This is a genomic window from Leclercia barmai (assembly GCF_049312895.1).
GTDB lineage: Bacteria > Pseudomonadota > Gammaproteobacteria > Enterobacterales > Enterobacteriaceae > Enterobacter > Enterobacter barmai.
Map to the genome: position 1 here is coordinate 612,992 of NZ_JBMNWZ010000003.1, position 25,064 is coordinate 638,055.

At 57.0% G+C, this 25,064-nt stretch carries 23 protein-coding genes; 6 read left to right on the plus strand and 17 right to left on the minus strand.

Annotation, left to right across the window (positions count from 1 at the left end; translation table 11 throughout):
• Nucleotides 1–131: 131 nt before the first annotated feature.
• The 4 genes from pspG to ACOYA6_RS15565 all read right to left on the minus strand — a co-directional run bounded on the left by pspG (nt 132) and on the right by ACOYA6_RS15565 (nt 3,558).
• Complete coding sequence (gene pspG / locus ACOYA6_RS15550; protein WP_039031939.1) at nt 132–374, minus strand: envelope stress response protein PspG; 243 nt, start codon at nt 372–374, stop codon at nt 132–134.
• 142 nt (nt 375–516) lie between these two features.
• A complete protein-coding gene (gene dusA, locus ACOYA6_RS15555; RefSeq protein ID WP_422654964.1) occupies nt 517–1,512 on the minus strand; it encodes a tRNA dihydrouridine(20/20a) synthase DusA in 996 nt (331 codons plus the stop codon).
• A gap of 81 nt (nt 1,513–1,593) precedes the next feature.
• Entirely contained in the window at nt 1,594–2,904 is a 1,311-nt protein-coding gene (locus tag ACOYA6_RS15560; RefSeq protein ID WP_039031937.1) for a conjugal transfer protein TraF, read from the minus strand.
• 165 nt (nt 2,905–3,069) lie between these two features.
• Entirely contained in the window at nt 3,070–3,558 is a 489-nt protein-coding gene (locus ACOYA6_RS15565; RefSeq protein WP_039031936.1) for a cupin domain-containing protein, read from the minus strand.
• Nucleotides 3,559–3,672: 114 nt separating this feature from the next.
• Between ACOYA6_RS15565 and zur the strand changes: the two genes are divergently transcribed.
• Complete coding sequence (zur, locus tag ACOYA6_RS15570) at nt 3,673–4,188, plus strand: zinc uptake transcriptional repressor Zur (protein WP_039031935.1); 516 nt, start codon at nt 3,673–3,675, stop codon at nt 4,186–4,188.
• A 68-nt stretch (nt 4,189–4,256) separates the two neighbouring features.
• Here zur and ACOYA6_RS15575 read toward each other — a convergent pair whose 3' ends face one another.
• The 4 genes from ACOYA6_RS15575 to ACOYA6_RS15590 all read right to left on the minus strand — a co-directional run bounded on the left by ACOYA6_RS15575 (nt 4,257) and on the right by ACOYA6_RS15590 (nt 7,077).
• Entirely contained in the window at nt 4,257–4,466 is a 210-nt protein-coding gene (locus ACOYA6_RS15575; protein ID WP_032615972.1) for a CsbD family protein, read from the minus strand.
• Between the two features lie 141 nt (nt 4,467–4,607).
• Complete coding sequence (dinF, locus tag ACOYA6_RS15580; RefSeq protein ID WP_139563986.1) at nt 4,608–5,927, minus strand: MATE family efflux transporter DinF; 1,320 nt, start codon at nt 5,925–5,927, stop codon at nt 4,608–4,610.
• A 63-nt stretch (nt 5,928–5,990) separates the two neighbouring features.
• A complete protein-coding gene (gene lexA, locus ACOYA6_RS15585) occupies nt 5,991–6,599 on the minus strand; it encodes a transcriptional repressor LexA (protein WP_039031933.1) in 609 nt (202 codons plus the stop codon).
• 109 nt (nt 6,600–6,708) lie between these two features.
• Complete coding sequence (locus tag ACOYA6_RS15590) at nt 6,709–7,077, minus strand: diacylglycerol kinase (protein WP_039031932.1); 369 nt, start codon at nt 7,075–7,077, stop codon at nt 6,709–6,711.
• A gap of 155 nt (nt 7,078–7,232) precedes the next feature.
• Between ACOYA6_RS15590 and plsB the strand changes: the two genes are divergently transcribed.
• Entirely contained in the window at nt 7,233–9,653 is a 2,421-nt protein-coding gene (gene plsB / locus ACOYA6_RS15595; protein WP_138370022.1) for a glycerol-3-phosphate 1-O-acyltransferase PlsB, read from the plus strand.
• Nucleotides 9,654–9,744: 91 nt separating this feature from the next.
• On the opposite strand, the gene ubiA is transcribed toward plsB, so the two are convergent.
• The 5 genes from ubiA to malK form a co-directional block, all read right to left on the minus strand.
• Entirely contained in the window at nt 9,745–10,614 is an 870-nt protein-coding gene (gene ubiA / locus ACOYA6_RS15600; RefSeq protein WP_039031930.1) for a 4-hydroxybenzoate octaprenyltransferase, read from the minus strand.
• Nucleotides 10,615–10,626: 12 nt separating this feature from the next.
• The gene (gene ubiC / locus ACOYA6_RS15605) at nt 10,627–11,124 is read right to left on the minus strand and encodes a chorismate lyase (RefSeq protein WP_039031929.1); all 498 of its coding nucleotides are present in this window, start codon (nt 11,122–11,124) and stop codon (nt 10,627–10,629) included.
• 181 nt (nt 11,125–11,305) lie between these two features.
• Complete coding sequence (malM, locus tag ACOYA6_RS15610; protein ID WP_138370020.1) at nt 11,306–12,280, minus strand: maltose operon protein MalM; 975 nt, start codon at nt 12,278–12,280, stop codon at nt 11,306–11,308.
• Between the two features lie 102 nt (nt 12,281–12,382).
• A complete protein-coding gene (locus ACOYA6_RS15615) occupies nt 12,383–13,690 on the minus strand; it encodes a maltoporin (protein ID WP_138370158.1) in 1,308 nt (435 codons plus the stop codon).
• A 71-nt stretch (nt 13,691–13,761) separates the two neighbouring features.
• Entirely contained in the window at nt 13,762–14,871 is a 1,110-nt protein-coding gene (gene malK / locus ACOYA6_RS15620; protein WP_039031926.1) for a maltose/maltodextrin ABC transporter ATP-binding protein MalK, read from the minus strand.
• A gap of 369 nt (nt 14,872–15,240) precedes the next feature.
• Here malK and malE point away from each other — a divergent pair, with 369 nt between their 5' ends.
• The 3 genes from malE to malG all read left to right on the plus strand — a co-directional run bounded on the left by malE (nt 15,241) and on the right by malG (nt 18,998).
• Nucleotides 15,241–16,431: a maltose/maltodextrin ABC transporter substrate-binding protein MalE gene (gene malE / locus ACOYA6_RS15625; RefSeq protein WP_039031925.1), complete on the plus strand. Its 1,191-nt coding sequence runs from the start codon at nt 15,241–15,243 to the stop codon at nt 16,429–16,431.
• A gap of 117 nt (nt 16,432–16,548) precedes the next feature.
• Entirely contained in the window at nt 16,549–18,093 is a 1,545-nt protein-coding gene (malF, locus tag ACOYA6_RS15630; protein WP_039031924.1) for a maltose ABC transporter permease MalF, read from the plus strand.
• 14 nt (nt 18,094–18,107) lie between these two features.
• Nucleotides 18,108–18,998: a maltose ABC transporter permease MalG gene (gene malG / locus ACOYA6_RS15635; protein ID WP_039031923.1), complete on the plus strand. Its 891-nt coding sequence runs from the start codon at nt 18,108–18,110 to the stop codon at nt 18,996–18,998.
• A gap of 94 nt (nt 18,999–19,092) precedes the next feature.
• Here malG and psiE read toward each other — a convergent pair whose 3' ends face one another.
• Both psiE and pgi read right to left on the minus strand, forming a co-directional pair.
• The gene (gene psiE / locus ACOYA6_RS15640; protein WP_103825384.1) at nt 19,093–19,503 is read right to left on the minus strand and encodes a phosphate-starvation-inducible protein PsiE; all 411 of its coding nucleotides are present in this window, start codon (nt 19,501–19,503) and stop codon (nt 19,093–19,095) included.
• Nucleotides 19,504–19,678: 175 nt separating this feature from the next.
• Complete coding sequence (gene pgi, locus ACOYA6_RS15645; RefSeq protein ID WP_422654965.1) at nt 19,679–21,328, minus strand: glucose-6-phosphate isomerase; 1,650 nt, start codon at nt 21,326–21,328, stop codon at nt 19,679–19,681.
• A gap of 304 nt (nt 21,329–21,632) precedes the next feature.
• Here pgi and lysC point away from each other — a divergent pair, with 304 nt between their 5' ends.
• Nucleotides 21,633–22,982, plus strand: a complete 1,350-nt coding sequence (gene lysC / locus ACOYA6_RS15650; RefSeq protein WP_039031920.1) for a lysine-sensitive aspartokinase 3 — start codon at nt 21,633–21,635, stop codon at nt 22,980–22,982.
• Nucleotides 22,983–23,015: 33 nt separating this feature from the next.
• Here lysC and ACOYA6_RS15655 read toward each other — a convergent pair whose 3' ends face one another.
• Both ACOYA6_RS15655 and ACOYA6_RS15660 read right to left on the minus strand, forming a co-directional pair.
• Nucleotides 23,016–23,804 carry a nucleotidyltransferase domain-containing protein gene (locus ACOYA6_RS15655; protein WP_422654966.1) on the minus strand — a complete coding sequence of 263 codons (789 nt, stop codon included), beginning with the start codon at nt 23,802–23,804 and terminating at the stop codon, nt 23,016–23,018.
• Between the two features lie 4 nt (nt 23,805–23,808).
• Nucleotides 23,809–25,035: an RtcB family protein gene (locus ACOYA6_RS15660; RefSeq protein WP_422654967.1), complete on the minus strand. Its 1,227-nt coding sequence runs from the start codon at nt 25,033–25,035 to the stop codon at nt 23,809–23,811.
• Between the last annotated feature and the right edge of the window lie 29 nt (nt 25,036–25,064).

Below are 25,064 nucleotides of genomic sequence, written 5' to 3' on the forward strand. Positions count from 1 at the left end.
GCTGTATGTAGGGTACAGCTCGATGAATTCTTTAACGGCGGTCATAGTGACAGATTCGATAACTAAATCCTATTCTGTTCTAAGGAATGCTACCGTAAAAGTTGCAAGGATGTGACGAACCGCTCAATACCTTAGTAACGAAAACGGTTATTGCGCTGATAGCGTGGGAGTTTTGGCGATTTAATCGCCCGTATCGCCCACACCACCGCCACTGCCAGCAGCAGCCACGGCAACAGTTTCAGCATCAGGGCAAACAATCCCCCGATAAACATCACCACGGTGGCGACCACCAGTGCGGCAATGATCCCTAACAGCGAGACGCCGGTTGCCAACAGCATGACAAAAAATCCAATCACAAAAAGTAGTTCCAGCATGGCTCTCTCCCCAAATGCATCACAACGATACGCTGCTACGACCATTACAAGATCCATGCCAAAAATAAGTTATTGATATGAAAGTAAAACGCCCGGCGATGCGGTGCCGGGCGTGGTGAATTTGACGAATTTTTGGTGAAAATTATCGCTTGTCTGCCACCAGACGCAGCGCCTGCTCCAGCACTTCAATATCGGCACCCGCTTTATGGGCATTTTCACTCAGGTAACGTCGCCACTGGCGCGCGCCCGGTATACCCTGGAACAGGCCCAGCATATGGCGGGTGATATGGCCCAGATAGGTTCCGTTGCTCAGCTCGCGCTCGATGTAAGGGTACATCGCCCGTACCACCGCCACCGGATCGCGATCGGCAACATCCATACCAAAGATTTCACGGTCCACCGCCGCCAGCACGCCCGGATTCTGGTACGCCTCACGGCCCACCATCACGCCATCCATATGCTGCAGGTGCGCTTTTGCCTCTTCCAGCGACTTGATGCCGCCGTTGATGGACATCGTCAGCTGCGGGAAATCACGCTTCAGCTGATAGACGCGGGGGTAGTCCAGAGGCGGGATCTCACGGTTCTCTTTCGGGCTCAGGCCAGAGAGCCAGGCTTTACGGGCATGAATGATAAACATCTCGCACTCGCCCTTCCCGGCCACCGTGCCGATGAAATCACAGAGAAACTCGTAGCTGTCCTGGTCGTCGATGCCGATACGGGTTTTGACCGTCACCGGAATGGAGACCACGTCGCGCATCGCTTTCACGCAGTCGGCCACCAGCTGCGCATTACCCATCAGGCAGGCGCCAAACATGCCGTTCTGCACGCGGTCGGAAGGACAGCCGACGTTAAGGTTGATCTCGTCGTAACCCCGCTCCTCTGCCAGCTTCGCGCAGTGCGCCAGCGCGCCCGGATCGCTGCCGCCCAACTGCAACGCCACCGGATGCTCCTCTTCGCTGTAGGCGAGATAGTCGCCCTTGCCATGAATAATTGCCCCGGTGGTCACCATCTCGGTATAGAGCAGGGTGTGGCGCGACAGCTGGCGCAGGAAGTAGCGGCAATGTCTGTCTGTCCAGTCGAGCATCGGCGCGATGGAAAAACGGTGGGCTGGGTAGATGGACGAGTTTTCTGACGACATGGCGAAGTTTTAAGCATCTGGTGAAAATGGGGCGCTACTATAGCACATACTTCGCCGGAGGCAGAGCGCCTCCGGATCCCGTCAGAAGGTCACGCTGAACTGCGCTCCGGCGCCCCAGGTTTCGTCTTCGCCGTAAATGCCGGTCAGATCGATATGGACCGTATTAAAGGGCGCAAAGCCTAAACCGCCGGTAAAGACGTTACTGTCGTTGCCCCTCACGTCAGCGCGAAAGCCGCCGCGCACCGCCAGCCAGCCCAGCGGGGTGATTTCCGCCCCCACGCCGACGTACTGAGAATTATCTTCACTTTTGAAGCCTTTGGTTTCGGTCAGATCGCCATCGGCGCTGAGGGTGAGCAGTCCGGTGTGCCAGGCCACGCCGGCCGTGACCAGAGGGCGGATCTGGTAGGTGTCCTGATAGCTCACCTCCTGCCCGGTACGACCGTTGAGAATGCGGATGTCTTTGGTATCGATATCACGCGAGAAGAGGTTTTGCCCGCTCAGGCCCACCGTCCAGTTTTCACCGAAGTCCACCGCGACGCCGACATCGACGTTAAAGCTGGTATCGTCATTACGGTAGCGGCTGCTGCTAAAGTCGCTGCTGTCGTAGGTATAAATGGAGGTGGTGTAGTTCCAGAGCCAGGTTTGCTGCAGCTTTGGCGTCACGCCCACCGAAACCGGCAGGTCGTTGAATTCAAACTGACGGGCGATTGCCACACCGTAGTCGGAGACGATAGCCCCCCGGCCCATGGCGACAGAGTTAAGATTGCGGGTAATCACGTCACTGCCGTTTCGCGCCGCTCCCAACGCCATCTGGTTAGTCATCACCGGGCTACCCTGCAGTCGGCGCAAAAAATCGATATCCTGCCGATCGATCTCCGAGCTGACCCGCCCGTGGGCATTGGCCTTGGCGACAAACGCCATCGACAGTCCCGAGCCCGGTATACTGACGGCTATCCCACCCCCTGCGTTGGCATGGGCGGTTTTACCTTCGAGAAACTCCAGCTGGTCGGCCAGGTTGCCTGCAGCCCCCTGCAGCTCCCTGAGCGTTCCCTGAGGATCGGCCAGGATCCCCGCCACGGTGAGATCGTCGATCATCTGCCGATCCTCGCTGATCTCATCGCTGATTTCGTCGATCTTATCCTGCAAATTATCTTTATCGCTTATTTGCGCCCCCACCGAGGGGAAAATAACCGCAATATCATCCTCATCTTTCGACTTTGCCAGCAGGGCCGGATTAATTAATACCCCGCTGCTATAATGCGCCGACGCAACGCCTGTCCCGCCCATTGCATCACCACGTGCTTCCGTCCAGGTATTGGCTGCTCCAGCCTGATTAGCCAATAGAAAGGTGGTGGCAATTCCAGCCACAGAAAGTTTGAATTTTATTTTCACAGGACACCTGACTTATTTTGGGTGAATTAACCCCCGCGGCTATATGCCGCGCAGGGGAATACGTCCTCTGTGAAAAAAGTATTAGGAGCCGAATATATCTTAAACTTTCGTATTAGATTAAGCTGTTGATTTCCTTATGGCTTTAAGTAGGTATAGAACAAGAAATTAATTTCGCCCTGGTTTTCCATCATGAGGACCAAAAAATTGTGGCGGATGATCTATCCAGCGATCTTCCCGGGTAGCGGCATATACCGCATTCAGCGGATAATAAATTCGGTTATATTTTTTATTCGCTTCGCCCACGACTAATAACCGCACTTCTTCCGTGGTGTTATTAATAAAGGTGTGGCAGACGCCCGTTCCGGCCGGAAATCCCACGCTGTCTCCCGGTTCAAGTTTCCATAAATAACCGTTGATCCAGGCTTCAGGATAACCCTCCAGTACAAAGATAAATTCTTCTTCATCGCTTTCGGCATGCGGATAAGAGGTGCGACGTCCCGGCGGCAGACGTTCGTGGTGGATACCGAGACGGCTGAGCCCCAGCGCGCGGGCCAGCGGCGCACCAATGGAAAAATGCTCTGTGCTGTCGGGATAGGTGGAGTTGTCCGGGCCTTCGACGTCGCGCCAGTGTCGAATGCAGTCAGGTCTTTTCATGGTTTTATTCTCCTGCGGGTTTTCGTCAGGTATAGCATACCCGGTGGATCTCGGCGTTTGGACCAGAACATGATAAAGTGAGGGTTTCTCATTCCACGTTATTCGAGGTGCAAAATGGAAACGACCACAATGCAGGCACTGTTAGCGCAAGCCGAAAAGCTCTGCGCGCAACGCAATGTGCGCCTGACTCCGCAGCGCCTTGAAGTGTTGCGTCTGTTGAGCCTGCAGAACGGGGCCATCAGCGCCTACGATCTGCTCGACCTGCTGCGCGAAAGCGAGCCGCAGGCGAAGCCTCCAACCGTTTATCGGGCGCTCGATTTTTTACTTGAGCAGGGCTTTGTGCATAAGGTGGAATCGACCAACAGCTACGTGCTGTGTCACCTGTTCGATCAGCCGACCCACACCTCAGCGATGTTTATCTGCGATCGCTGCGGCAGCGTGAAGGAAGAAGGTGCCGAAGGGGTGGAAGATATTATGCATACTCTGGCGGCGAAGATGGGCTTTGCCCTGCGCCACAATGTGATTGAAGCGCACGGCCTGTGCCGCAACTGCGTTGAAGTCGAGGCCTGCCGCCATCAGGAAAATTGTCAACACGATCACTCTATCCAGCTGAAAAAGAAGCCGCGCTGAGCACAAAAAAACGGGCGACCTTAAGGTCGCCCTGGGCGCACATCCATGTACCTGCGGGTAGTAGTTACTTACCAGCGGTAGTTGTTACGGGTTTCCCAGTCACCAACTTCTTTCTCCGCCTGGTCTTTCTCGTATCCATAGCGTTCCTGAATTTTACCCACCAGTTGGTCACGTTTACCTTCGATGACGGTCATGTCATCGTCAGTCAGGTCACCCCACTGTTCTTTTACTTTACCTTTGAATTGCTTCCAGTTACCGCCGACTTGGTCTTTATTCATCATCGATTCCTCTTCGTTCGGTCGTTAAGGTTAAGTTCGTCCTGAAGTTCATTTCGTGCTGGACGTGATAATAATTATAGATAAGCCTGCGGCGTTGGGTTTGTTATTCGGAATCTTTTACCATTTCGTCAGACGAAGCCGCTACTGAAACCAGGTGCCGTTGCGCCAGTGACGCCGCCAGATCCAGGCCAGAGACAGGCCCCGCAGGGCCAGGAAGACGCTCAACGCCAACCACAGGCCGTGGTTGCCGAGCCACGGCAGGGTAAAGAGCGTGAGGCCAAACCCGGCGGCCGCGACGGCCATGCTATTGCGCATCTCGGCTCCCCGGGTTGCGCCGATAAACATGCCATCCAGCAGATAGCACCAGACGCCCACCATCGGCAGAACCACCTGCCAGATAAGGTAATGGCTCGCCAGCGCCCGCAGCTCGGGCAAAGAGGTCAGCAGCGCAACGATTTGGTTGCCAGCCAGAGCATAGACAAGGGCGAAGGCCAGCGCCACCATACCAGACTGGCGGCAGGCTGCCCGCCACACCTCGCGCAGCTGGCCGCTTTCGCGTGCGCCATAGGCCTGCCCGGAGTGCGCCTCAACCGCATAGGCAAAGCCATCCAGCGCGTAGGCGGTAAAGGTCAACAGCGTCATCAGAACGGCGTTGACGGCGATAATCTCCGGCCCCAGCCGCGCGCCCAGCACCGTCAGCGCCCCGAAGCAGAGTTGTAGCAGCAGCGAGCGCAGCATGATGTCGCGATTGAGGGCCAGCAGCTTGCGGATATTCCCGCGCCAGCTCGCTTTCAGCAGCGCCAGCGAAATACCGCGCAGGGCCAGTACCCGCCAGACCATCCACAGGCCTATGAGCAAAGTGGCGTATTCGGCGATAGCGGTCGCCAGGGCAGCGCCCTGGACGTTCATCTGTAGCCCCATTACCAGCCACAGATCCAGCACGATATTGAGCAGGTTCCCCACCACCAGCAGGATCACCGGCGCGCGGGCATACTGGACCCCCAGCAGCCAGCCGAGCAGCACCAGATTAGCCAGCGATGCCGGGGCGCTGAGCCAGCGGATCTCAAGGAAGCGTCGCGCCTGATGCAGTACATCCTCGCTGCCGCCTACGATATGCAGCGCCAGGTCGATAAGCGGCGTGCGCAGCAGCACAATCAGCAGCCCGGCACCGAGAGCCAGGATCAGCGGCTGCACCAGCGCCCGGGCCAGACGCAGCGGATCTTTGGCGCCATACGCCTGAGCAGTCAGGCCGGTGGTGCTCATGCGCAAAAAGAGCAGCAGCATAAACAGGAAGCTGGTCGCCGTCGCGCCGATGGCGACACCGCCAAGATAGACAGGAGAATCCAGATGACCGATGACGGCAGTGTCCACCAGCCCCAGCAGAGGGACGCTGATATTGGAGACGATCATCGGGAGGGCAAGACGCCATAACGCCTTGTCTGAAGCAGTCAGCAGAGACATGTGTATGACCGGGAGAGACGGGAAAAGCAGACTGCAGCATTGCCGCAGTCTGTCAGGAAGACGTTATAACCATTCACCGTTGCGGATGACGCCTACCGCCAGCCCTTCGATGGAGAAGTTATGTTCACGCAGATCGACAACAATCGGGGAAAACTCGTTGTTTTCCGGCAGGAGCTGCACCGTGTTGCCCTGTTTCTTCAGGCGCTTAACGGTGACTTCGTCATCGATGCGCGCCACAACGACCTGGCCGTTGCGCACGTCCTGCGTTTTATGCACCGCCAGCAGATCGCCGTCCAGAATCCCAATATCCTTCATGGACATACCGCTGACGCGCAGCAAGAAGTCCGCGCTCGGTTTGAACATGCCAGGATCGACCTGATAGTGGCCTTCAATGTGCTGTTGCGCCAGCAGCGGTTCCCCCGCAGCGACGCGACCGACGAGCGGCAGGCCCTCTTCTGCTTCAACCAGCAGACGGATACCACGCGAAGCGCCGGACACAATCTCAAGCACACCCTTACGCGCCAGGGCTTTAAGGTGCTCTTCAGCGGCGTTTGGAGAACGGAAGCCCAGACGCTGCGCAATTTCTGCACGCGTCGGCGGCATTCCCGTCTGGCCGATATGATCCCGAATGAGATCAAACACCTCTTGCTGCCTGGTCGTTAACGCTTTCATTCCGCCCCCTGGGTGTATATACAGTTATGCTGTGAGTATATACAGCTAAAGGTGATTTTGGAACCACAAACCGCATAAAAAACCAGAGACTTGTTCGGTTTCTGAAGGCTTATCGCAAATGTCCCCAAAGCAGCGTGACCCAGGTAAACAGGGCAACGATAATCGCCATCAGCACAGCGGCGGAGCCCATGTCTTTCGCCCGCCCCGACAGCTCGTGGTAGTCACTACCAATACGATCGACCACCGCCTCGATCGCGCTGTTCAGAATTTCGACTATCATCACCAACATCACCGAGCCAATCAGCAGTACGCGGGTGATGGGATCAACGTCCAGCCAGCAGGCAATAATAATCGCCGCGATGACAGCAACCCCCTCCTGGCGAAAAGCGGCTTCATTGATCCAGGCAGCACGAATGCCTTTCCATGAATAGCCGGCAGCTTTAATGATTCGGGTTAACCCAGTGGTATTGTTGGCCATTAAAAGAAACCTTTCTTCGAAAATAGCGTCAGAAACGGTGGTTTAAGCGCCTGGCGCAGCCACCGGAAGTATGACGGGTAACAACAGAAATTTTGCGCGCTTTCTGTTATCCTTGCGCCGCAATTGCATTTTTAACCAGAGGCTTTACATCGTTTATGTCTGGCTGGCCACGAATTTACTACAAATTACTTAATTTACCATTAAGCGTCCTGGTAAAAAGCAAGTCTATTCCGGCGGTTCCAACCCTGGAATTGGGACTCGATACCTCGCGTCCTATTATGTACGTTTTGCCTTACAACTCGAAGGCCGACTTGCTGACGCTGCGCGCCCAGTGCCTGGCGCACGATCTCCCGGATCCGCTGGAGCCGCTGGAGATCGATGGCACCCTGCTGCCACGCTACATCTTTATCCACGGCGGTCCTCGCGTTTTCACCTGGTACACGCCGAAAGAAGAGTCGATCAAGCTGTTCCATGACTACCTCGACCTGCACCGCAGCAATCCGCTGCTGGACGTGCAGATGGTGCCGGTATCGGTGATGTTTGGCCGTCGCCCGGGGCGCGACAAAGGCGAAGAGAACCCGCCGTTGCGCATGCTTAACGGGGTACAGAAGTTTTTCGCCGTCAACTGGCTGGGCCGCGACAGCTTTGTCCGTTTTTCACCGTCGGTTTCACTGCGCCGCATGGCCGATGAGCACGGTACGGATAAAACCATCGCCCAGAAGCTGGCCCGCGTGGCGCGTATGCACTTTGCCCGCCAGCGTCTTGCCGCGGTAGGCCCGCGCCTGCCTGCTCGCCAGGATCTGTTCAACAAACTGCTGGCGTCAAAAGCCATCGCCCGTGCCGTCGAAGACGAAGCGCGCAGCAAAAAGATCTCCCATGAGAAGGCGCAGCAAAACGCCATCGCCCTGATGGAAGAGATTGCCGCCAACTTCTCCTACGAGATGATCCGCCTGAGCGACCGTATCCTGAGCTTCACCTGGAACCGTCTCTATCAGGGCATCAACGTGCACAACGCCGAACGCGTGCGCCAGCTGGCCCACGACGGCCATGAGATCGTCTACGTGCCCTGCCACCGCAGCCACATGGACTATCTGCTGCTCTCGTACGTGCTCTACCATCAGGGGCTGGTGCCACCGCACATTGCGGCGGGCATTAACCTCAACTTCTGGCCAGCAGGCCCGATCTTCCGTCGTCTGGGTGCGTTCTTTATTCGTCGTACCTTCAAAGGCAACAAGCTCTACTCCACCGTGTTCCGTGAATACCTTGGTGAGCTGTTCAGCCGCGGCTATTCCGTCGAGTACTTCGTGGAGGGCGGCCGTTCCCGTACCGGGCGTCTGCTCGATCCGAAGACCGGCACCCTGTCGATGACCATTCAGGCGATGCTGCGCGGCGGCACGCGCCCTATCACCCTGGTGCCGATTTACATCGGTTACGAGCACGTGATGGAAGTGGGCACTTACGCCAAAGAGCTGCGCGGTGCTACCAAAGAGAAAGAGAGCCTGCTGCAGATGCTGCGCGGCTTAAGCAAGCTGCGTAACCTCGGCCAGGGGTATGTTAACTTCGGCGAACCGATGCCGCTGATGACCTACCTTAACAACCGGGTACCGGAGTGGCGCGAGTCTATCGATCCTATCGAAGCGGTGCGTCCGGCCTGGCTGACGCCGACGGTTAACGCCATTGCTGCCGATCTGATGGTGCGGATTAACAACGCCGGGGCGGCCAACGCTATGAACCTGTGCTGCACCGCCCTGCTTGCCTCGCGCCAGCGTTCGCTCACTCGCGAGCAGCTGACCGAGCAGATCGACTGCTACCTGAACCTGATGCGCAACGTGCCCTATGCCTCAGACGCCACGGTACCGACCGCCAGCGCCAGCGAGCTCATCGATCACGCCCTGCAGATGAACAAGTTCGAGGTCGAGAAAGACACCATCGGCGATATCATCATTCTGCCGCGCGAGCAGGCGGTACTGATGACCTACTACCGCAATAACATCGCCCATATGCTGATGGTGCCATCGCTGATGGCGGCCATCGTAACCCAGCATCGCCAGATCACCCGTCAGGCGCTGCTGGATAATGTCACGACGCTCTACCCGATGCTGAAAGCCGAACTGTTCCTGCGCTGGAACAGCGACGAGCTGGCAGAGGTGCTGGATAAGCATATCGAAGAGCTGGTTCGCCAGGGGCTGATAACGCTGAAAGATGACGTGCTGGTGATCAACACCGCCCACTCGCGTACGCTGCAGCTGCTGGCAGCGGGTGCACGCGAAACCGTCCAGCGCTACGCCATTACCTTCTGGCTGCTGAGCGCTAACCCGTCGATCAACCGCGGGACGCTGGAGAAAGAGAGCCGCACGCTGGCACAACGCCTGTCGATGCTGCACGGCATCAACGCACCGGAGTTCTTCGACAAAGCGGTCTTCAGTTCACTGGTGTTGACGCTGCGTGACGAGGGTTATATCAGTGACAGCGGCGATGCCGAGCCGGAAGAGACAATGAAGGTTTACCAGATGCTGGCGGACCTGATTACCTCAGATGTGCGCTTAACGATTGAGAGCGCGACGCAGGGCGAGTAGTGCATAAAAAATGCCGGGTGGCGGCTTCGCCTTACCCGGCCTACGATACAGAACCTGTAGGCCCGGTAAGCGCTAGCGCCACCGGGCTTTTTTATGCCCAGTAGCTTATCGCTAACCCGACAAACAACACCAGCCCCACATAGTTGTTATTCAAAAACGCTTTAAAACAGGCTTCACGCTCGCGGTTAGCAATCAGCTTCTGCTGGTAGATAAACAGCACGCCCGCCGCCGCAACCGCCGCGTAGAACGCTCCGCCAAGCTGGTTCAGGTAGCCAATCGCCACCATCAGCGCCAGCACCGCCACCTGCAAAATCCCGATAATCAGTTTGTCCTGACGACCGAACAGAATGGCGGTCGATTTGATGCCAATCTTCAGGTCGTCGTCGCGGTCCACCATCGCGTACTGGGTGTCGTAAGCCACCGCCCAGAGGATGTTAGCCAGGAACATCAGCCAGCAGCTCAGCGGCACGCTTTCGCTGACGGCGGCAAACGCCATCGGAATCGACCAGCCAAAGGCGGCACCCAGCACCACCTGCGGCAGGTGGGTGTAGCGCTTCATAAACGGATAGACCCAGGCCAGAGCCAGCGCTGCCACGGAGAGCAGAATAGTCATGGTGTTCAGGGTTAACACCAGCAGGAACGAGAGCAGGACCAGCACCACAAACAGCGTGCGCGCCTCTTTCTCGGTGACATCGCCGCTCGGTAGCGGGCGGTTGGCCGTGCGTTTCACGTGGCCGTCAAATTTGCGATCGGCATAGTCGTTAACCACACAGCCTGCGGCACGCATCAGCCAGACGCCCGCCACGAATACCGCCAGGATCCACAGCGGCGGCAGCCCGGGGGTAGCCACCCACAGCGCCCACAGGGTCGGCCACAGCAGCAATAAGGCACCGATCGGCTTATCCGTTCGCATCAGGCGGTGGTACGCCAGCAGCTTGTTCTGCTTCAGACTCCACTCCATTTTCTCTTCCTCTTAATACAACGGTGACGCCGGTAAAAACAGCTCGGTCAGCATCAAGGGTTTACCACTTAAGCGCAGGCGGGAACGGCGTCCCCACAGCCCGGCATCGCGCCCAATTTCAATAAAATCACGGGTCAGCTCGGAGGAGGTGAACAGATAACGCCCCAGCGGGGTTTTGCCCATCTGCTGCAGCGCCATCTCCGGCCCGGTGAGGGTGGACTCTGGCACCACGGTGCGCCCGGCCAGCCACGGCTCGCCGTCGGCACACAGCAGGATCTCCCGCAGCCAGTAGCGCGCCTCTTTCGGCAGTAACGGCAGTTCATCCGCAACCGCGTCAGGCGTGACAAACCCCTCCTGAATGAGGGTAACGGTGACTTTCTTGCCCTGCTGCTCAAAACGTTTGGTCATGGAATCTTCCAGCAGCAGCCAGTCGAGCTGCTCCGGTTCCAGCGCGGGGATTTCGTCGAAATAGCGCAGCGCACGCAGGAGCAAAAGCGCGGGGTGTGACATGCCAGACTCTCCGATACATAACGTAAAGCTATTGTATCGCAGAAACGGGCAATGAGGGCGGGCAAACGTAAGTTAGCGATCATTATCGCAACAGAGATGCAACAGCAGCATCCCGCGCAAAAAAAGTGCGCCCGGAAGGGCGCACCAAACTACTGACAAAATCAGCACTGTGGGGAGACGGTCACCCCTTGCCTTTTACACTGCTGATAAAGGTGGAACGGGCAGTGGTTGAGCCTAAACGCTCTGCTTCATCCAGCAGTTTCAGCGCTTTATCGACGTCACCTTTTGCGACTGCCTGTTTAATGGCCTGATTGAAGTATGTTTCGGTATCGTTCAGTACCGGCTCGCTCTTCTTCGCCGGAGCCGGAGTCGGGGCAACGGCTGGCGCGGCAACCGGGGCGGCGGCTTGCGCTGGGGCCGGTGCGGCATATACAGGTGCAGGTGCGGCGGTATTACCTACCGTGACCGGGCCCGGGCCGGAAGAGCCAAACAGTGGGCCAACCAGCACGCTGGAGGCGTTATTGGTAGACACTTTCAGCTTCAGCTGGCCATCCGTCACGTGACGGGCAATCGGGTCCGGGATATCCGGTACGGCGTTGCCGGTGCCTTTGGCATAGGCTTTAGCCGGATCGAGAAGTTTGGTGGTTTGCTGCAGATCTTTATCGGTGGTGAACACCAGCACATACAATTTCTGCTGGCCCAGCGCTGGCGTCAGGCGCATCACCCCTTCCAGGCGATCGGCGCTCATCACGCCCGGTTCCTGGTAGGTGAAGTATTCGCTCGGGAAGTAGGCCGATGGTGTCAGATTCTGGTCCAGAATCAGCACGTTCGGTGCAAATACGCTGGTCTGTTTATCCACAACGCTTGTCAGCGTCAGAGTGATTTCGCCAATGTTAGCCGGCACGCTGTAGGCAGCCACCGGACCGGCGATCCCCGCCACGTTTAAGGTCTGGCCACCGGTAGAAAGTTGGGTTGTCTGGGCTTTGGACTGATCAACAGGCGTCCAGACCAGCTGCTGGAGCGCGGCTCCCGGAATAGCAGGCGCGGCGCTGGTGTTTTGCGGTACGAAATTGACGCTGGCGAGGGTAACGGCTGGAACGCTTGCCAGCAGCCCTGCAGAGAGGCACAGCGCGACGAGACTTTTTTTCATTTTCATTGTTATTACCTCAGATTGCGTTAGCACTGCGTTGGCCAGGCAATAGCGCGCAGTACCCTAAGAAGAGAGGGGCTTGCGCCCCTCTTTTAGGTCAGTTACGTATTACCACCAGATTTCCATCTGGGCACCGAAGGTCCACTCATCGTTGTCGCCACGGCTGAAGGTTTTCGCAGAGGTGTCGTTATACGCTACGCCAGAGGTGTAGCCAGTGTCACCGTTGTCTGCGTAACCCCATTTCTCATCCCACTTGGCGTAGGTTGCGAAGACGCGGATAGCCGGACGGGACCAGATGCTGTCGCCTGCCTGCCACTGTTGCGCCAGGGTGATTTTGTACTGGCTGTTGGTGTCGTCAGTTTTCTGAGACTTGACGTTGTCGTAGCCAACTTCCAGCAGGGTGGACATGATTGGTGTCCATTTGAACATCGGACGAACACCCACGGTCCACCATTCGGTACCGTTGTTGTTGTCGCGGTCGATGTTCTGGTACATACCGACGTACATCAGATCCCACTGGTCAGCCAGGGTGATCGCACCGTGGTCGAGAACGCGGATCAGAGAACCGTCGTTGTTCAGGCTCGCACCCTGCGGGATACCTTTACCGTTGGAGGTCATAGAGTCCGTTGCGTACTGAACCACAAACTTGTTAAAGCCTTTCAGCATGCTCTGGGTGTGTTCAGCGGTGAACATCCAGCCATCTTTAGAGGCGCCAGGCTGCAGGTAGTAGTCGTCAGGAATGTTGGTGTGACCGTAGTCAACGCCCAGCTCCAGGGTACCGCCCGGGTTGATTTCCATGCCCGCTAAACGAACGTCAAAGACGTCGTTTGGCACGATATTGTCGTAAACGCGGTTGCCATCAGTATCGAAGTCTGAGAACGCGGAAGAGCCGCCGGACTCAGAAGAACGGGTCGCTGCCAGAGACAGTTTACCGAAGCCCAGATCGATGTTTTCGATACCTGCACCAGGACCGGAGATATCCCAGTAGTAGAAGTCGATCATGTGAACGTCATGACGCTGATAGAAGCGCTTACCGGCCCAGATAGTGGAGCCTGGCAGCCATTCGATCAGGTTTTTACCCTGCACGTTTGCTTCACGGAAGGCCGGGCTGGTCGCTTCCCAGTCATTCTGCTGTGCAACGGAGTAGGCTACGTTGGTGTCGAAGTAGAAGCTCTTGTCGCCCTCTTTCCACACTTCCTGGCCCAGTTTAATCTCAGCATAGGTTTCACATTCGTTACCGAGACGGTATTTACTTTGTGCACCTGTTGCCTGGAAACACTGCTGTTCGCCACCACTCCCGGTCCAGCCAATGCCGGAACGAGCATAACCTTTAAAGTCTACAGCGCCGGCCTGGGCAGACATGATGCCTGCCGCAATGGCGAGTGCCAGAGGGACTTTGCGCAGAGTAATCATTATTCTATCTCCTGAGATCATTGCTTTTCTTTGAACACTTCACCTGATGGTTTCGTGCTTATTATTGGGATTGCTTAAACGCCGGGCTCCTGATGCAGCCGACGACATGCGGTGCCATCCTCACGGAACAGATGGCAGCGCTCTGGCGGCAAGCCGATAGCGAATGTGGCACCCTCTTTTACCAACACCACGTCGTTCTGGCGGTAGACCAGGTTCTGACGAATGGCGGGGATCTGGATATGAATCTGTGTTTCATGACCTAACTGCTCAACCACCTGAACCTCGCCTTCAAGAGTCACATCGGCGATGTGGCTTGGCAGCAGATGCTCAGGGCGGATACCAAGGGACATGTTGGCCCCTACGTTGACGTTCGCGCTGTCTACCGGTAACCACACCTGCTGGCGGTTAGGCAGTTCGACCTGAACCTGATCGATGGCGGTCGCGGTGACTTTCACCGGCAGGAAGTTCATCTTTGGCGAGCCAATAAAGCCCGCAACAAAGCGGTCTGCCGGGTAGTGATAGAGCTCCAGCGGTTTACCGACCTGCGCCACGCGACCGGCATCCAGCACCACAATCTTGTCGGCCAGGGTCATCGCTTCGACCTGATCGTGGGTGACGTAAATCATGGTGCGGCCAAGGCGTTTGTGCAGACGGGAGATCTCAATACGCATCTGCACGCGCAGCGCGGCGTCGAGGTTCGACAGCGGCTCATCGAGCAGGAACACGCGCGGCTCTGCCACCAGCGTACGGCCAATCGCCACACGCTGACGCTGACCACCGGAGAGCGCCTTCGGCTTACGCTCCAGCAGGTGCGCCAGCTGCAGCACTTCGGCAACCTGGGTCACGCGCTGGTTAATGGTCTCTTTTTTTGCGCCAGCCAGCTTGAGGCCGAACGACATGTTCTCGGCAACGGAGAGATGGGGATAAAGTGCGTAAGACTGGAATACCATCCCGACGCCGCGTTCCGCAGGCGGGATATCGTTCATCCGGGTATCACCAATCATCAGATCGCCACTGGTGATGGTCTCCAGACCGGCAATCATGCGCAGCAGCGTGGATTTACCACAGCCTGACGGGCCAACAAAAACCACGAATTCACCTTCCTGGATATCGAGATTGATATCTTTCGATACCACCACGTCGCCCCAGGCTTTCGTTACGTTACGCAGTTCTACGCTCGCCATGCCCTACTCCCTTGTTACAGCCTGTCATCAACAGAAACATTCAATATGGGCTGACTATGCGGTATCGGGCCGCCTCGCGAATCCTCCACCCCCAGCCTTTTTTATGGGGGAGGAGGCGGGAGGATGAGAGAGTGGACTCAGACAGCGCGCCCAGGGGGCTGAGGCTAAATTCGTGATGTCACTGGCAAAATTGACCGCGGTTTTATGTGCGCTGGGACACATAACTGAAAGTTATGCAACGCAGATCACATAAAGAGGGGGTGGGGCGTAGGGGACAGGAGGATGGAAAGAGGATGTCAAATAAGGAGACTGAGCGACGTTGAACCACCTTAATGTATCCACAGCACATCACCAAAAAGGATGGCAGATATGAATATCAAGACTGGCGCACGCGTTTTCGCATTGTCCGCCCTGGCAGCAATGATGATTTCCGCTCCGGCGCTCGCCAAAATTGAAGAAGGTAAGCTGGTAATCTGGATTAACGGCGACAAAGGCTATAACGGTCTGGCCGAAGTGGGTAAAAAATTCGAGAAAGATACCGGTATCAAAGTCACCGTTGAGCACCCGGACAAGCTGGAAGAGAAATTCCCGCAGGTTGCGGCCACCGGCGACGGCCCGGACATTATCTTCTGGGCGCATGACCGTTTCGGCGGCTACGCGCAGTCTGGCCTGCTGGCGGAAGTGTCTCCGGATAAAGCCTTCCAGGACAAGCTGTTCCCGTTCACCTGGGACGCCGTGCGTTACAACGGCAAGCTGATTGCTTACCCGGTTGCGGTTGAATCGCTCTCCCTGATCTACAACAAAGACCTGGTACCGAACCCGCCAAAAACCTGGGAAGAGATCCCGGCGCTGGATAAAGAGCTGAAGGCGAAAGGTAAGAGCGCGCTGATGTTCAACCTGCAAGAGCCGTACTTCACCTGGCCGCTGATTGCTGCCGACGGCGGTTATGCGTTCAAGTTTGAAAACGGCAAATACGACGTGAAAGACGTCGGCGTGGACAGCGCAGGCGCGAAAGCGGGTCTGACCTTCCTGGTTGACCTGATCAAGAACAAACAGATGAACGCGGATACCGACTACTCCATCGCCGAAGCGGCCTTCAACAAGGGCGAAACCGCGATGACCATCAACGGTCCGTGGGCGTGGTCCAACATCGACAAGAGCAAAATCAACTACGGCGTCGCGGTGCTGCCAACCTTCAAAGGCAAGCCGTCTAAACCGTTCGTTGGCGTGCTGAGTGCCGGTATCAACGCAGCCAGTCCGAACAAAGAGCTGGCGAAAGAGTTCCTCGAAAACTACCTGCTGACCGATCAGGGTCTGGAAGAAGTTAACAAGGACAAACCGCTGGGCGCTGTCGCGCTGAAATCCTTCCAGGAAACCCTGGCGAAAGATCCACGTATCGCGGCAACCATGAGCAACGCCGAGAAAGGCGAAATCATGCCGAACATCCCGCAGATGGCTGCCTTCTGGTATGCCACCCGTACTGCGGTCATCAACGCAGCAAGCGGTCGTCAGACCGTGGATGCCGCGCTGAAAGATGCACAGGGCCGTATTACCAAGTAAGTCACAGTGGCGGGTGGCGCTTCGCTTACCCGCCCTACAACTACGGCTCGGACCGTAGGTCAGGTAAGCGGAGCGCCACCTGACAATAAGTTTTCACAGTTGTAGAGGAAGAACCCCATGGATGTCGTTAAAAAGAAACACTGGTGGCAAAGCGACACGCTGAAATGGTCAGTGATTGGTCTGCTGGGTTTGCTGGTGGGTTACCTTGTTGTTTTGATGTACGCCCAGGGGGAGTACCTGTTTGCCGCGATGACGCTGATTTTAAGCTCAATCGGCCTCTATATTTTTGCTAACCGCAAAGCCTATGCCTGGCGCTATGTTTATCCGGGTGTGGCCGGGATGGGGCTGTTTGTCCTGTTCCCCCTCATTTGCACCATCGCCATCGCCTTCACTAACTACAGCAGCACCAACCAGCTCGCTCAGGAGCGTGCCCAGCAGGTGCTGATGGATCGCTCCTATCAGGCCGGTAAGACCTTTAACTTTGGTCTCTACCCTGCTGGCGACGAGTGGAAGCTGGCGCTGACCGACGATGCCGCGGGCAAATACTACGTCTCCGACGCCTTTAAATTTGGCGGCGAGCAGAAACTGGCGCTGAAAGAAGCCGACGCGCTGCCGGAAGGCGAACGCGCCAACCTGCGTATCATCACCCAGAATCGTCAGGCGCTGACCCAGCTGACCGCCGAGCTGCCGGACGAAAGCAAAGTTATTATGAGCTCGCTGCGCCAGTTCTCCGGCACCCGCCCGCTGTATACGCTGGGCGATGACAGCACGCTCACCAACAACCAGACCGGCGTGAAGTACCGCCCGAATAACGACATCGGCTTCTACCAGTCCGTGAATGCCGACGGCAACTGGGGTGACGATAAGCTCAGCCCGGGCTACACCGTGACCATCGGCTGGGACAACTTCACCCGCGTCTTTACCGACGAAGGCATCCAGAAACCGTTCTTCGCTATCTTTGTCTGGACCGTGGTCTTCTCGGTGCTCACCGTGATCCTGACCGTGGCCGTGGGCATGGTGCTGGCCTGCCTGGTGCAGTGGGAATCCCTGAAAGGCAAAGCGATCTATCGCGTCCTGCTGATTCTGCCGTACGCCGTACCGTCGTTCATCTCGATTCTGATTTTCAAAGGGCTGTTCAACCAGAGCTTTGGTGAGATCAACATGATGCTGAGCAGCCTGTTTGGCATCAAACCGGCGTGGTTCAGCGACCCGACCACCGCCCGCAGCATGATCGTCATCGTTAACACCTGGCTCGGCTATCCGTACATGATGATCCTGTGCATGGGGCTGCTGAAGGCGATCCCGGATGACCTGTACGAAGCCTCGGCCATGGACGGTGCGACCCCGTTCCAGAACTTCTTTAAGATTACGCTTCCTCTGCTGATCAAGCCGCTGACGCCGCTGATGATCGCCAGCTTCGCCTTTAACTTTAACAACTTCGTGCTGATTCAGCTGTTGACCAACGGTGGTCCGGACCGTCTCGGCACTACCACGCCAGCAGGCTACACCGACCTGCTCGTCAGCTACACCTACCGTATCGCCTTCGAAGGCGGCGGTGGTCAGGACTTCGGTCTGGCGGCGGCCATCGCCACCCTGATCTTCCTGCTGGTAGGCGCGCTGGCTATCGTGAACCTGAAAGCCACCCGCATGAAATTTGACTAAGGAGGGCACACATTATGGCTATGGTACAACCCAAATCTCAGAAACTGCGCCTCCTCGTGACGCACTTAGGGCTGCTGATTTTTATCGCGGCGATCATGTTCCCGCTGCTGATGGTTATCGCCATCTCCCTGCGTTCGGGGAACTTCGCCACCGGCAGCCTGATCCCGGACGAAATCTCCTGGGAGCACTGGAAGCTGGCGCTGGGCTTCAGCGTTGAGCACGCCGACGGCCGCGTCACGCCGCCGCCGTTCCCGGTGCTGCTGTGGCTGTGGAACTCGGTGAAAGTCGCCACCATCACCGCGATCGGTATTGTGACGCTCTCCACCACCTGCGCCTACGCCTTTGCCCGTATGCGCTTCCCGGGTAAAGCGACGCTGCTGAAAGGGATGCTGATTTTCCAGATGTTCCCTGCGGTGCTGTCGCTGGTGGCCCTGTACGCGTTGTTTGACCGCCTCGGCCAGTACGTGCCGTTTATCGGTCTGAACACCCACGGCGGGGTGATCTTCGCCTACCTCGGCGGGATTGCACTGCACGTCTGGACCATCAAAGGCTATTTCGAAACCATCGACAACTCGCTGGAAGAAGCGGCCTCGCTGGATGGCGCGACGCCGTGGCAGGCGTTCCGCCTGGTGCTGCTGCCGCTCTCGGTACCGATTCTGGCGGTGGTGTTTATTCTGTCGTTTATCGCCGCCATCACCGAAGTGCCGGTGGCCTCACTGCTGCTGCGTGATGTGAACAGCTACACGCTGGCGGTAGGGATGCAGCAATACCTCAACCCGCAAAACTACCTGTGGGGCGACTTTGCCGCAGCCGCCGTGCTCTCTGCTATCCCGATCACCGTCGTGTTCCTGCTGGCCCAGCGCTGGCTGGTGAACGGCCTGACCGCAGGGGGCGTGAAAGGTTAAGTTTCATTGTTATTCCACTGCAACCCTCAACTTTGCCTTGATGTATTAATCCAAAACTTGTGACTGTTTTCGGCGGCCCTCGGGCCGCCCTTTTTTATTCCCGTTTCAGTCGCTTCGAGTTGCACAGCCAGAGCGTCACTACCAGCAGCAGGATCGCCGCCGAATAGAGCAACACGTCGAGGGGCGATTTATGATCGACGATAATCAGTCGCACAATCGCAGTAATGCCAATGTAGACAAAGTAACGCAGCGGGAAGTGAAAGCCAGACTGAAAGTACTTCACGATCAGGGCGATAAATTCAAAGTAGAGGAAGTAGACCACCAGCCCTTCAACCAGCTCGTATTTGCTGGTTTGCTCAGGGGCAAAAAGCACATCAGCCAGATGCACCGTCTCTTTACCGAGGAAGACGACCAGGATCAGGCCAAGGCTCAGCAGACCCAGGTTCAGCACGGTCTGCAGAATGGTTGAGATGAACTCAACACGCGGGCGAGTCAGGGATGTCATACAGCACCTCATTCTCCGGGGCGAGGTTCCTGTATAACGCAAAAATGTGACGGGGATCTATATTTTTTGTTTATATTTTGTGCAAAAAAGCCCGGTGGCGCTGCGCTTACCGGGCCTACAAGACCTGTAGGCCGGGCAAACGGAGTGCCGCCCGGCGTTGTTCACAACCGCAAAATTATGCGCGCCAGGCTTTATAACGGTTAATCAGGCCGTTAGTAGAGCTGTCATGGCTATTGATGTCCTTATCGTCACCCAACTCCGGCAGAATGCGGTTCGCCAGCTGTTTGCCCAGCTCTACGCCCCACTGGTCAAAGGTGAAGATATTCAGGATTGCGCCCTGGGTGAAGATTTTGTGCTCATACAGGGCAATCAGCGCGCCCAGGCTGAACGGGGTGATTTCACGCAGCAGGATGGAGTTGGTCGGACGGTTGCCTTCGAACACTTTGAACGGCACCACGTGATCCAGGGTTGCCGGATCTTTACCCTGGTCGCGATACTCCTGCTCAACCACATCACGCGCTTTCCCGAACGCCAGCGCTTCAGTTTGCGCGAAGAAGTTCGACAGCAGCTTCGGATGGTGGTCAGACAGCGCGTTATGGGTGATGGCCGGGGCGATGAAATCGCAAGGTACCATTTTGGTGCCCTGGTGGATCAGCTGGTAGAACGCGTGCTGGCCGTTGGTGCCTGGCTCACCCCAGATGATTGGGCCAGTCTGGTAATCCACGGCGTTGCCGTTACGGTCAACGTATTTGCCGTTGGATTCCATGTTGCCCTGCTGGAAGTAGGCTGCGAAACGGTGCATGTACTGGTCGTACGACAGGATCGCTTCGGTTTCTGCACCAAAGAAGTTGTTGTACCAGATCCCGATCAGCGCCAGCAGCACCGGCAGGTTTTTCTCGGGGGCGGTGGTGGAGAAGTGCTTATCCATCGCATGCGCGCCGGAGAGCAGCTCAACAAAGTTGTCGTAGCCCACGGAGAGGATGATGGACAGACCGATTGCGGACCACAGGGAGTAGCGACCGCCAACCCAGTCCCAGAATTCAAACATGTTGGCGGTGTCGATCCCGAACTCGCCTACGGCTTTAGCGTTGGTGGAGAGCGCCGCGAAATGTTTCGCTACGTGCTGCTCATCACCGGCCGTTTTCAGGAACCAGTCGCGCGCGCTGTGGGCGTTGGTCATGGTTTCCTGGGTGGTGAAGGTTTTGGACGCCACCAGGAACAGGGTGCTTTCCGGGTTCACTTTTTTCAGCACTTCGGCGATGTGGGTACCATCGACGTTAGAGACAAAGTGCATGTTGAGGTGGTTTTTGTAAGGACGCAGCGCTTCGGTCACCATGAACGGGCCGAGGTCGGAGCCGCCGATACCGATATTCACCACGTCGGTGATCGGTTTGCCGGTGTAGCCTTTCCACTGGCCTGAGATGATTGCTTCAGAGAAGGTTTTCATCTTTTCCAGCACGGCGTTGACTTCCGGCATCACGTCTTTGCCGTCAACGATAATCGGAGTATTGCTACGGTTACGCAGTGCCACATGCAGCACGGCACGATCTTCGGTGCGGTTGATCTTCTCGCCGGAGAACATGGACTTGATGGCACCGCTCAGATCGGTCTCTTTCGCCAGATCCTGCAGTTTTGCCAGCGTCTCTTCGGTGATGCGGTTTTTGGAAAAATCCACCAGCATCTGATTGTCGAAGGTCGCGGAGAACTTATTGAAACGATCGCCGTCTTTCGCGAACAGCTCCGCGATAGTGACGTCTTTCATTTCTTCAAAGTGTTTCTGTAATGCCTGCCAGGCTGCAGTCTGCGTTGGATTGATATTTTTCATAGCAATACTCTTCTGAATTGAGAATTGTGACCTCGGTCGATTGTAGCCTCTGTCGCTAAAAATTGTGATGGTTTTTATGCCATTGGCCTGGCCTGCATCAAGTGCAGCGCAAAAGCTCCAAAAGTATAGCTGTTATAAGTCCTGTTTCTCATATGGAATGCAGCATGAAAAATCCGCATAATCCCGGCGTTGACAGGATCCTTCACACATTTTATTTATACACACGGTATTTGCGCCTGCACCGATAAAACTATTTTGTCCTTGTGCCATGGTCGCTCTTTTCCTTCCCTGACACGAGGTTGTTATGACGAGTTTTGTTGTCGCCAAATTTGGCGGTACCAGCGTGGCCGATTTTGATGCCATGAACCGCAGCGCCGATGTGGTGCTGGCCGATCCTGATACCCGGCTGGTGGTGTTGTCCGCTTCGGCTGGCGTCACTAACCTGCTGGTTGCCCTGGCAGAAGGGCTGGAAGCGAGCGAGCGCCAGGAGAAGCTGGCTGCCCTGCACAAAATTCAGTTCGACATCCTTGGCCGTCTGCGCGATCCGAGCGTGATCAGCGAAGAGATTGAGCGCCTGCTGGAAAATATCATCACCCTGGCCGAAGCCGCCTCTCTGGCCACCTCCACCGCCCTGACCGACGAGCTGGTCAGCCACGGTGAGCTGATGTCCACCCTGCTGTTTGTTGAAGTGCTGCGCGAGCGTAACGTGCAGTCGCTGTGGTTCGACGCGCGTAAAGTGCTGCGCACCAGCGACCGTTTTGGTCGCGCCGAGCCGGACGTTGCCGCCATCGCCGAACTGACCACCCAACAGCTGGCACCGCGTCTGGCGGAAGGGATTGTCATCACCCAGGGCTTTATCGGTAGCGAAGCGAAAGGCCGCACCACCACCCTTGGCCGTGGCGGCAGCGACTACACCGCCGCCCTGCTGGGCGAAGCGCTGCAGGCCTCCCGCGTGGATATCTGGACGGACGTGCCGGGCATCTACACCACCGATCCGCGCGTGGTGCCTACCGCAAAACGTATTGACGTGATCGCCTTTGAAGAAGCCGCCGAGATGGCGACCTTTGGCGCGAAAGTGCTCCACCCGGCGACGTTGCTGCCGGCAGTGCGCAGCGACATTCCGGTGTTCGTCGGCTCCAGTAAAGATCCAAAAGCGGGCGGCACCATGGTGTGCAATACCACCGAAAACCCACCGCTGTTCCGCGCCCTGGCGCTGCGCCGCAAGCAGACCCTGCTCACCCTGCATAGCCTGAGCATGCTCCACTCCCGCGGCTTCCTGGCCGAAGTGTTCAGCATTCTGGCGCGCCATAGCATCTCCGTGGACCTGGTGACCACCTCAGAGGTGAACATCGCCCTGACGCTGGATACCACCGGCTCAACCTCCACCGGCGACACCCTGCTGACGCAGTCCTTGCTGATGGAGCTCTCTGAGCTGTGCCGCGTTGAGGTGGAAGAAGATCTCGCCCTGGTGGCAATCATCGGTAACGAACTGTCCCGCGCCAGCGGCGTGGGCAAAGAGGTGTTTGGCGTGCTGGAGCCGTTCAACATCCGCATGATTTGCTACGGCGCATCCAGCTACAACCTGTGCTTCCTGGTGCCGGGCGCCGAAGCGGAGCAGGTTGTGCAGAAGCTGCACCATAATTTGTTTGAATAACAGAAAAATGGCCCGGATATCCGGGCCATTTTTTTATTCTGCCAGAACCGTTCTCATCAGGAGCGAATCCAGCGATTTGATATCACCGTCGCGGCTGTCAGGCAGCGTCGGCGGGTTTTCGCCTCGCGCCAGCTCCCGGGTGATGAAAGCATGCAACAAAGGGCGTCTGGAGCCGTATTGCGCTTCTCCGGCACGCTGCTTTATCGCCACTAAGTCATCGATTTCCTGACGTAACGGCGCATCAAGCCCACTTCCCGCCAGCAGTTCGGCAAAGCGCATCGGCGGCACACCTTTCCCGGCTTCCACCCACCGCACCGCTAACAGTGGACGTAAGACGTAAAAGTACTTCTTCAGCCTCACCTCTTCCCCCTGTAAGTATCCACGGAAGTTTTTGCGCGCCATAGAGTAGTAGTGCCAGCGCGCGCGCACCGGGGAAAACCAGGCGGGCACCTGCGCGCGTAACTGCGTTACCACCGTTTCGTTCTGCTGATAGACAACCGGCGAATCCAGCCACTCGATAAGCGTGGGGTTGGCCGCTTTCAGCAAGCCAAGCGCCTTACGCCACTCCCAGCCGCTCACGTCCAGTTCGTCATCGATGGGCAGTTCGATGACGTCCCGCTGCGGCTCCACGCGCAAGTACCAGTCCGGTTTATGCACATACAGGAATCGCACGTCATAATCGCTGTCCGGCGACGCAAAGCCCCAGCCCCGGCTGCCCGATTCACAGGCGTACAGCACGGTCACATTGAATCGTTGCTCTATTTCATTGAGTTGGTGCCGCACGCGCTCGCGCATGGCGGCATCTACACCGTTGTTAGCCATCTTTTTATCCTTTTACACAGACCACCTGGCGCAAGGTATGGACGATTTCGACCAGTGAGGCTTGCGCCGCCATGACGGCATCGATGTCTTTATAGGCCATCGGGATCTCATCGATGACCTCGCTGTCTTTTCTGCACTCGACGTGCGCCGTGGCGCGGATCTGATCCGCAACGGTGAAGCGTTTTTTGGCCGCCGTGCGGCTCATCACCCGCCCTGCGCCGTGGCTGCAGGAGCAGAAGCTCTCTTCATTGCCCAGGCCGCGCACGATAAAGCTCTTCGCCCCCATCGAACCGGGGATGATCCCCATTTCGCCCTTCTGCGCCGACACCGCCCCTTTGCGCGTGACGAGCACGTCCTCACCAAAATGACGCTCTTTCTGCACATAGTTGTGATGGCAATTCACCGCCTCCTGCTGGGTCAGGAAAGGCTTTGGCACACTGCGCGAAAGCGCGGCCAGCACGCGGGACATCATCACCTCGCGGTTATGGCGGGCAAAATCCTGCGCCCACTCCACGGCTTCGATGTAGTCGTTGTAGTGCCGGCTTCCCTCCTGGAAATAGGCCAGATTTCTGTCAGGCAGGTTGGCGATGTGCTGCTGCATATCCTGCTGCGCCAGGGTAATAAATACATTGCCGATCGCATTGCCCACACCACGCGAGCCGCTGTGCAGCATGACCCAGACGCGATCCGCTTCGTCCAGACAGATTTCAATAAAGTGGTTACCGGTCCCCAGCGTTCCCAGATGCTGATGGTTATTGGTTTTCAGCAGCTGGGGATATTTATCCGTCAGCCGTTTAAAGCGCGGGGCCAGCTGCGCCCAGTGGCTATCCACGACGTCCGGCGTCTTTTCCCACGCCCCTTTGTCTCGACGGGAGCGGGTACTGGTGCGCCCATGCGGCACCGACTGTTCAATGGCGCTGCGCAATCCGTGGAGGTTGTCCGGCAGATCGCCTGCCAGCAGCGATGTCCGCACGGCTATCATCCCGCAGCCGATATCTACACCCACCGCCGCGGGAATGATGGCCCCTTTGGTGGGGATCACGCTGCCAATGGTGGAACCTTTGCCGAGATGCACATCCGGCATCACCGCCAGATGTTTAAAAATAAAGGGCATCTTTGCGGTATTCAGCAGCTGCTCACGCGCCTCTGGCTCAACGGGCACCCCGTGCGTCCACATTTTTACCGGTGCGCTGTGCTGCGCCGTTAAAACGTCAAAATCGTTCTGTTTCATTTGCTCATCCTCAGGGCGGTCTGTTACCA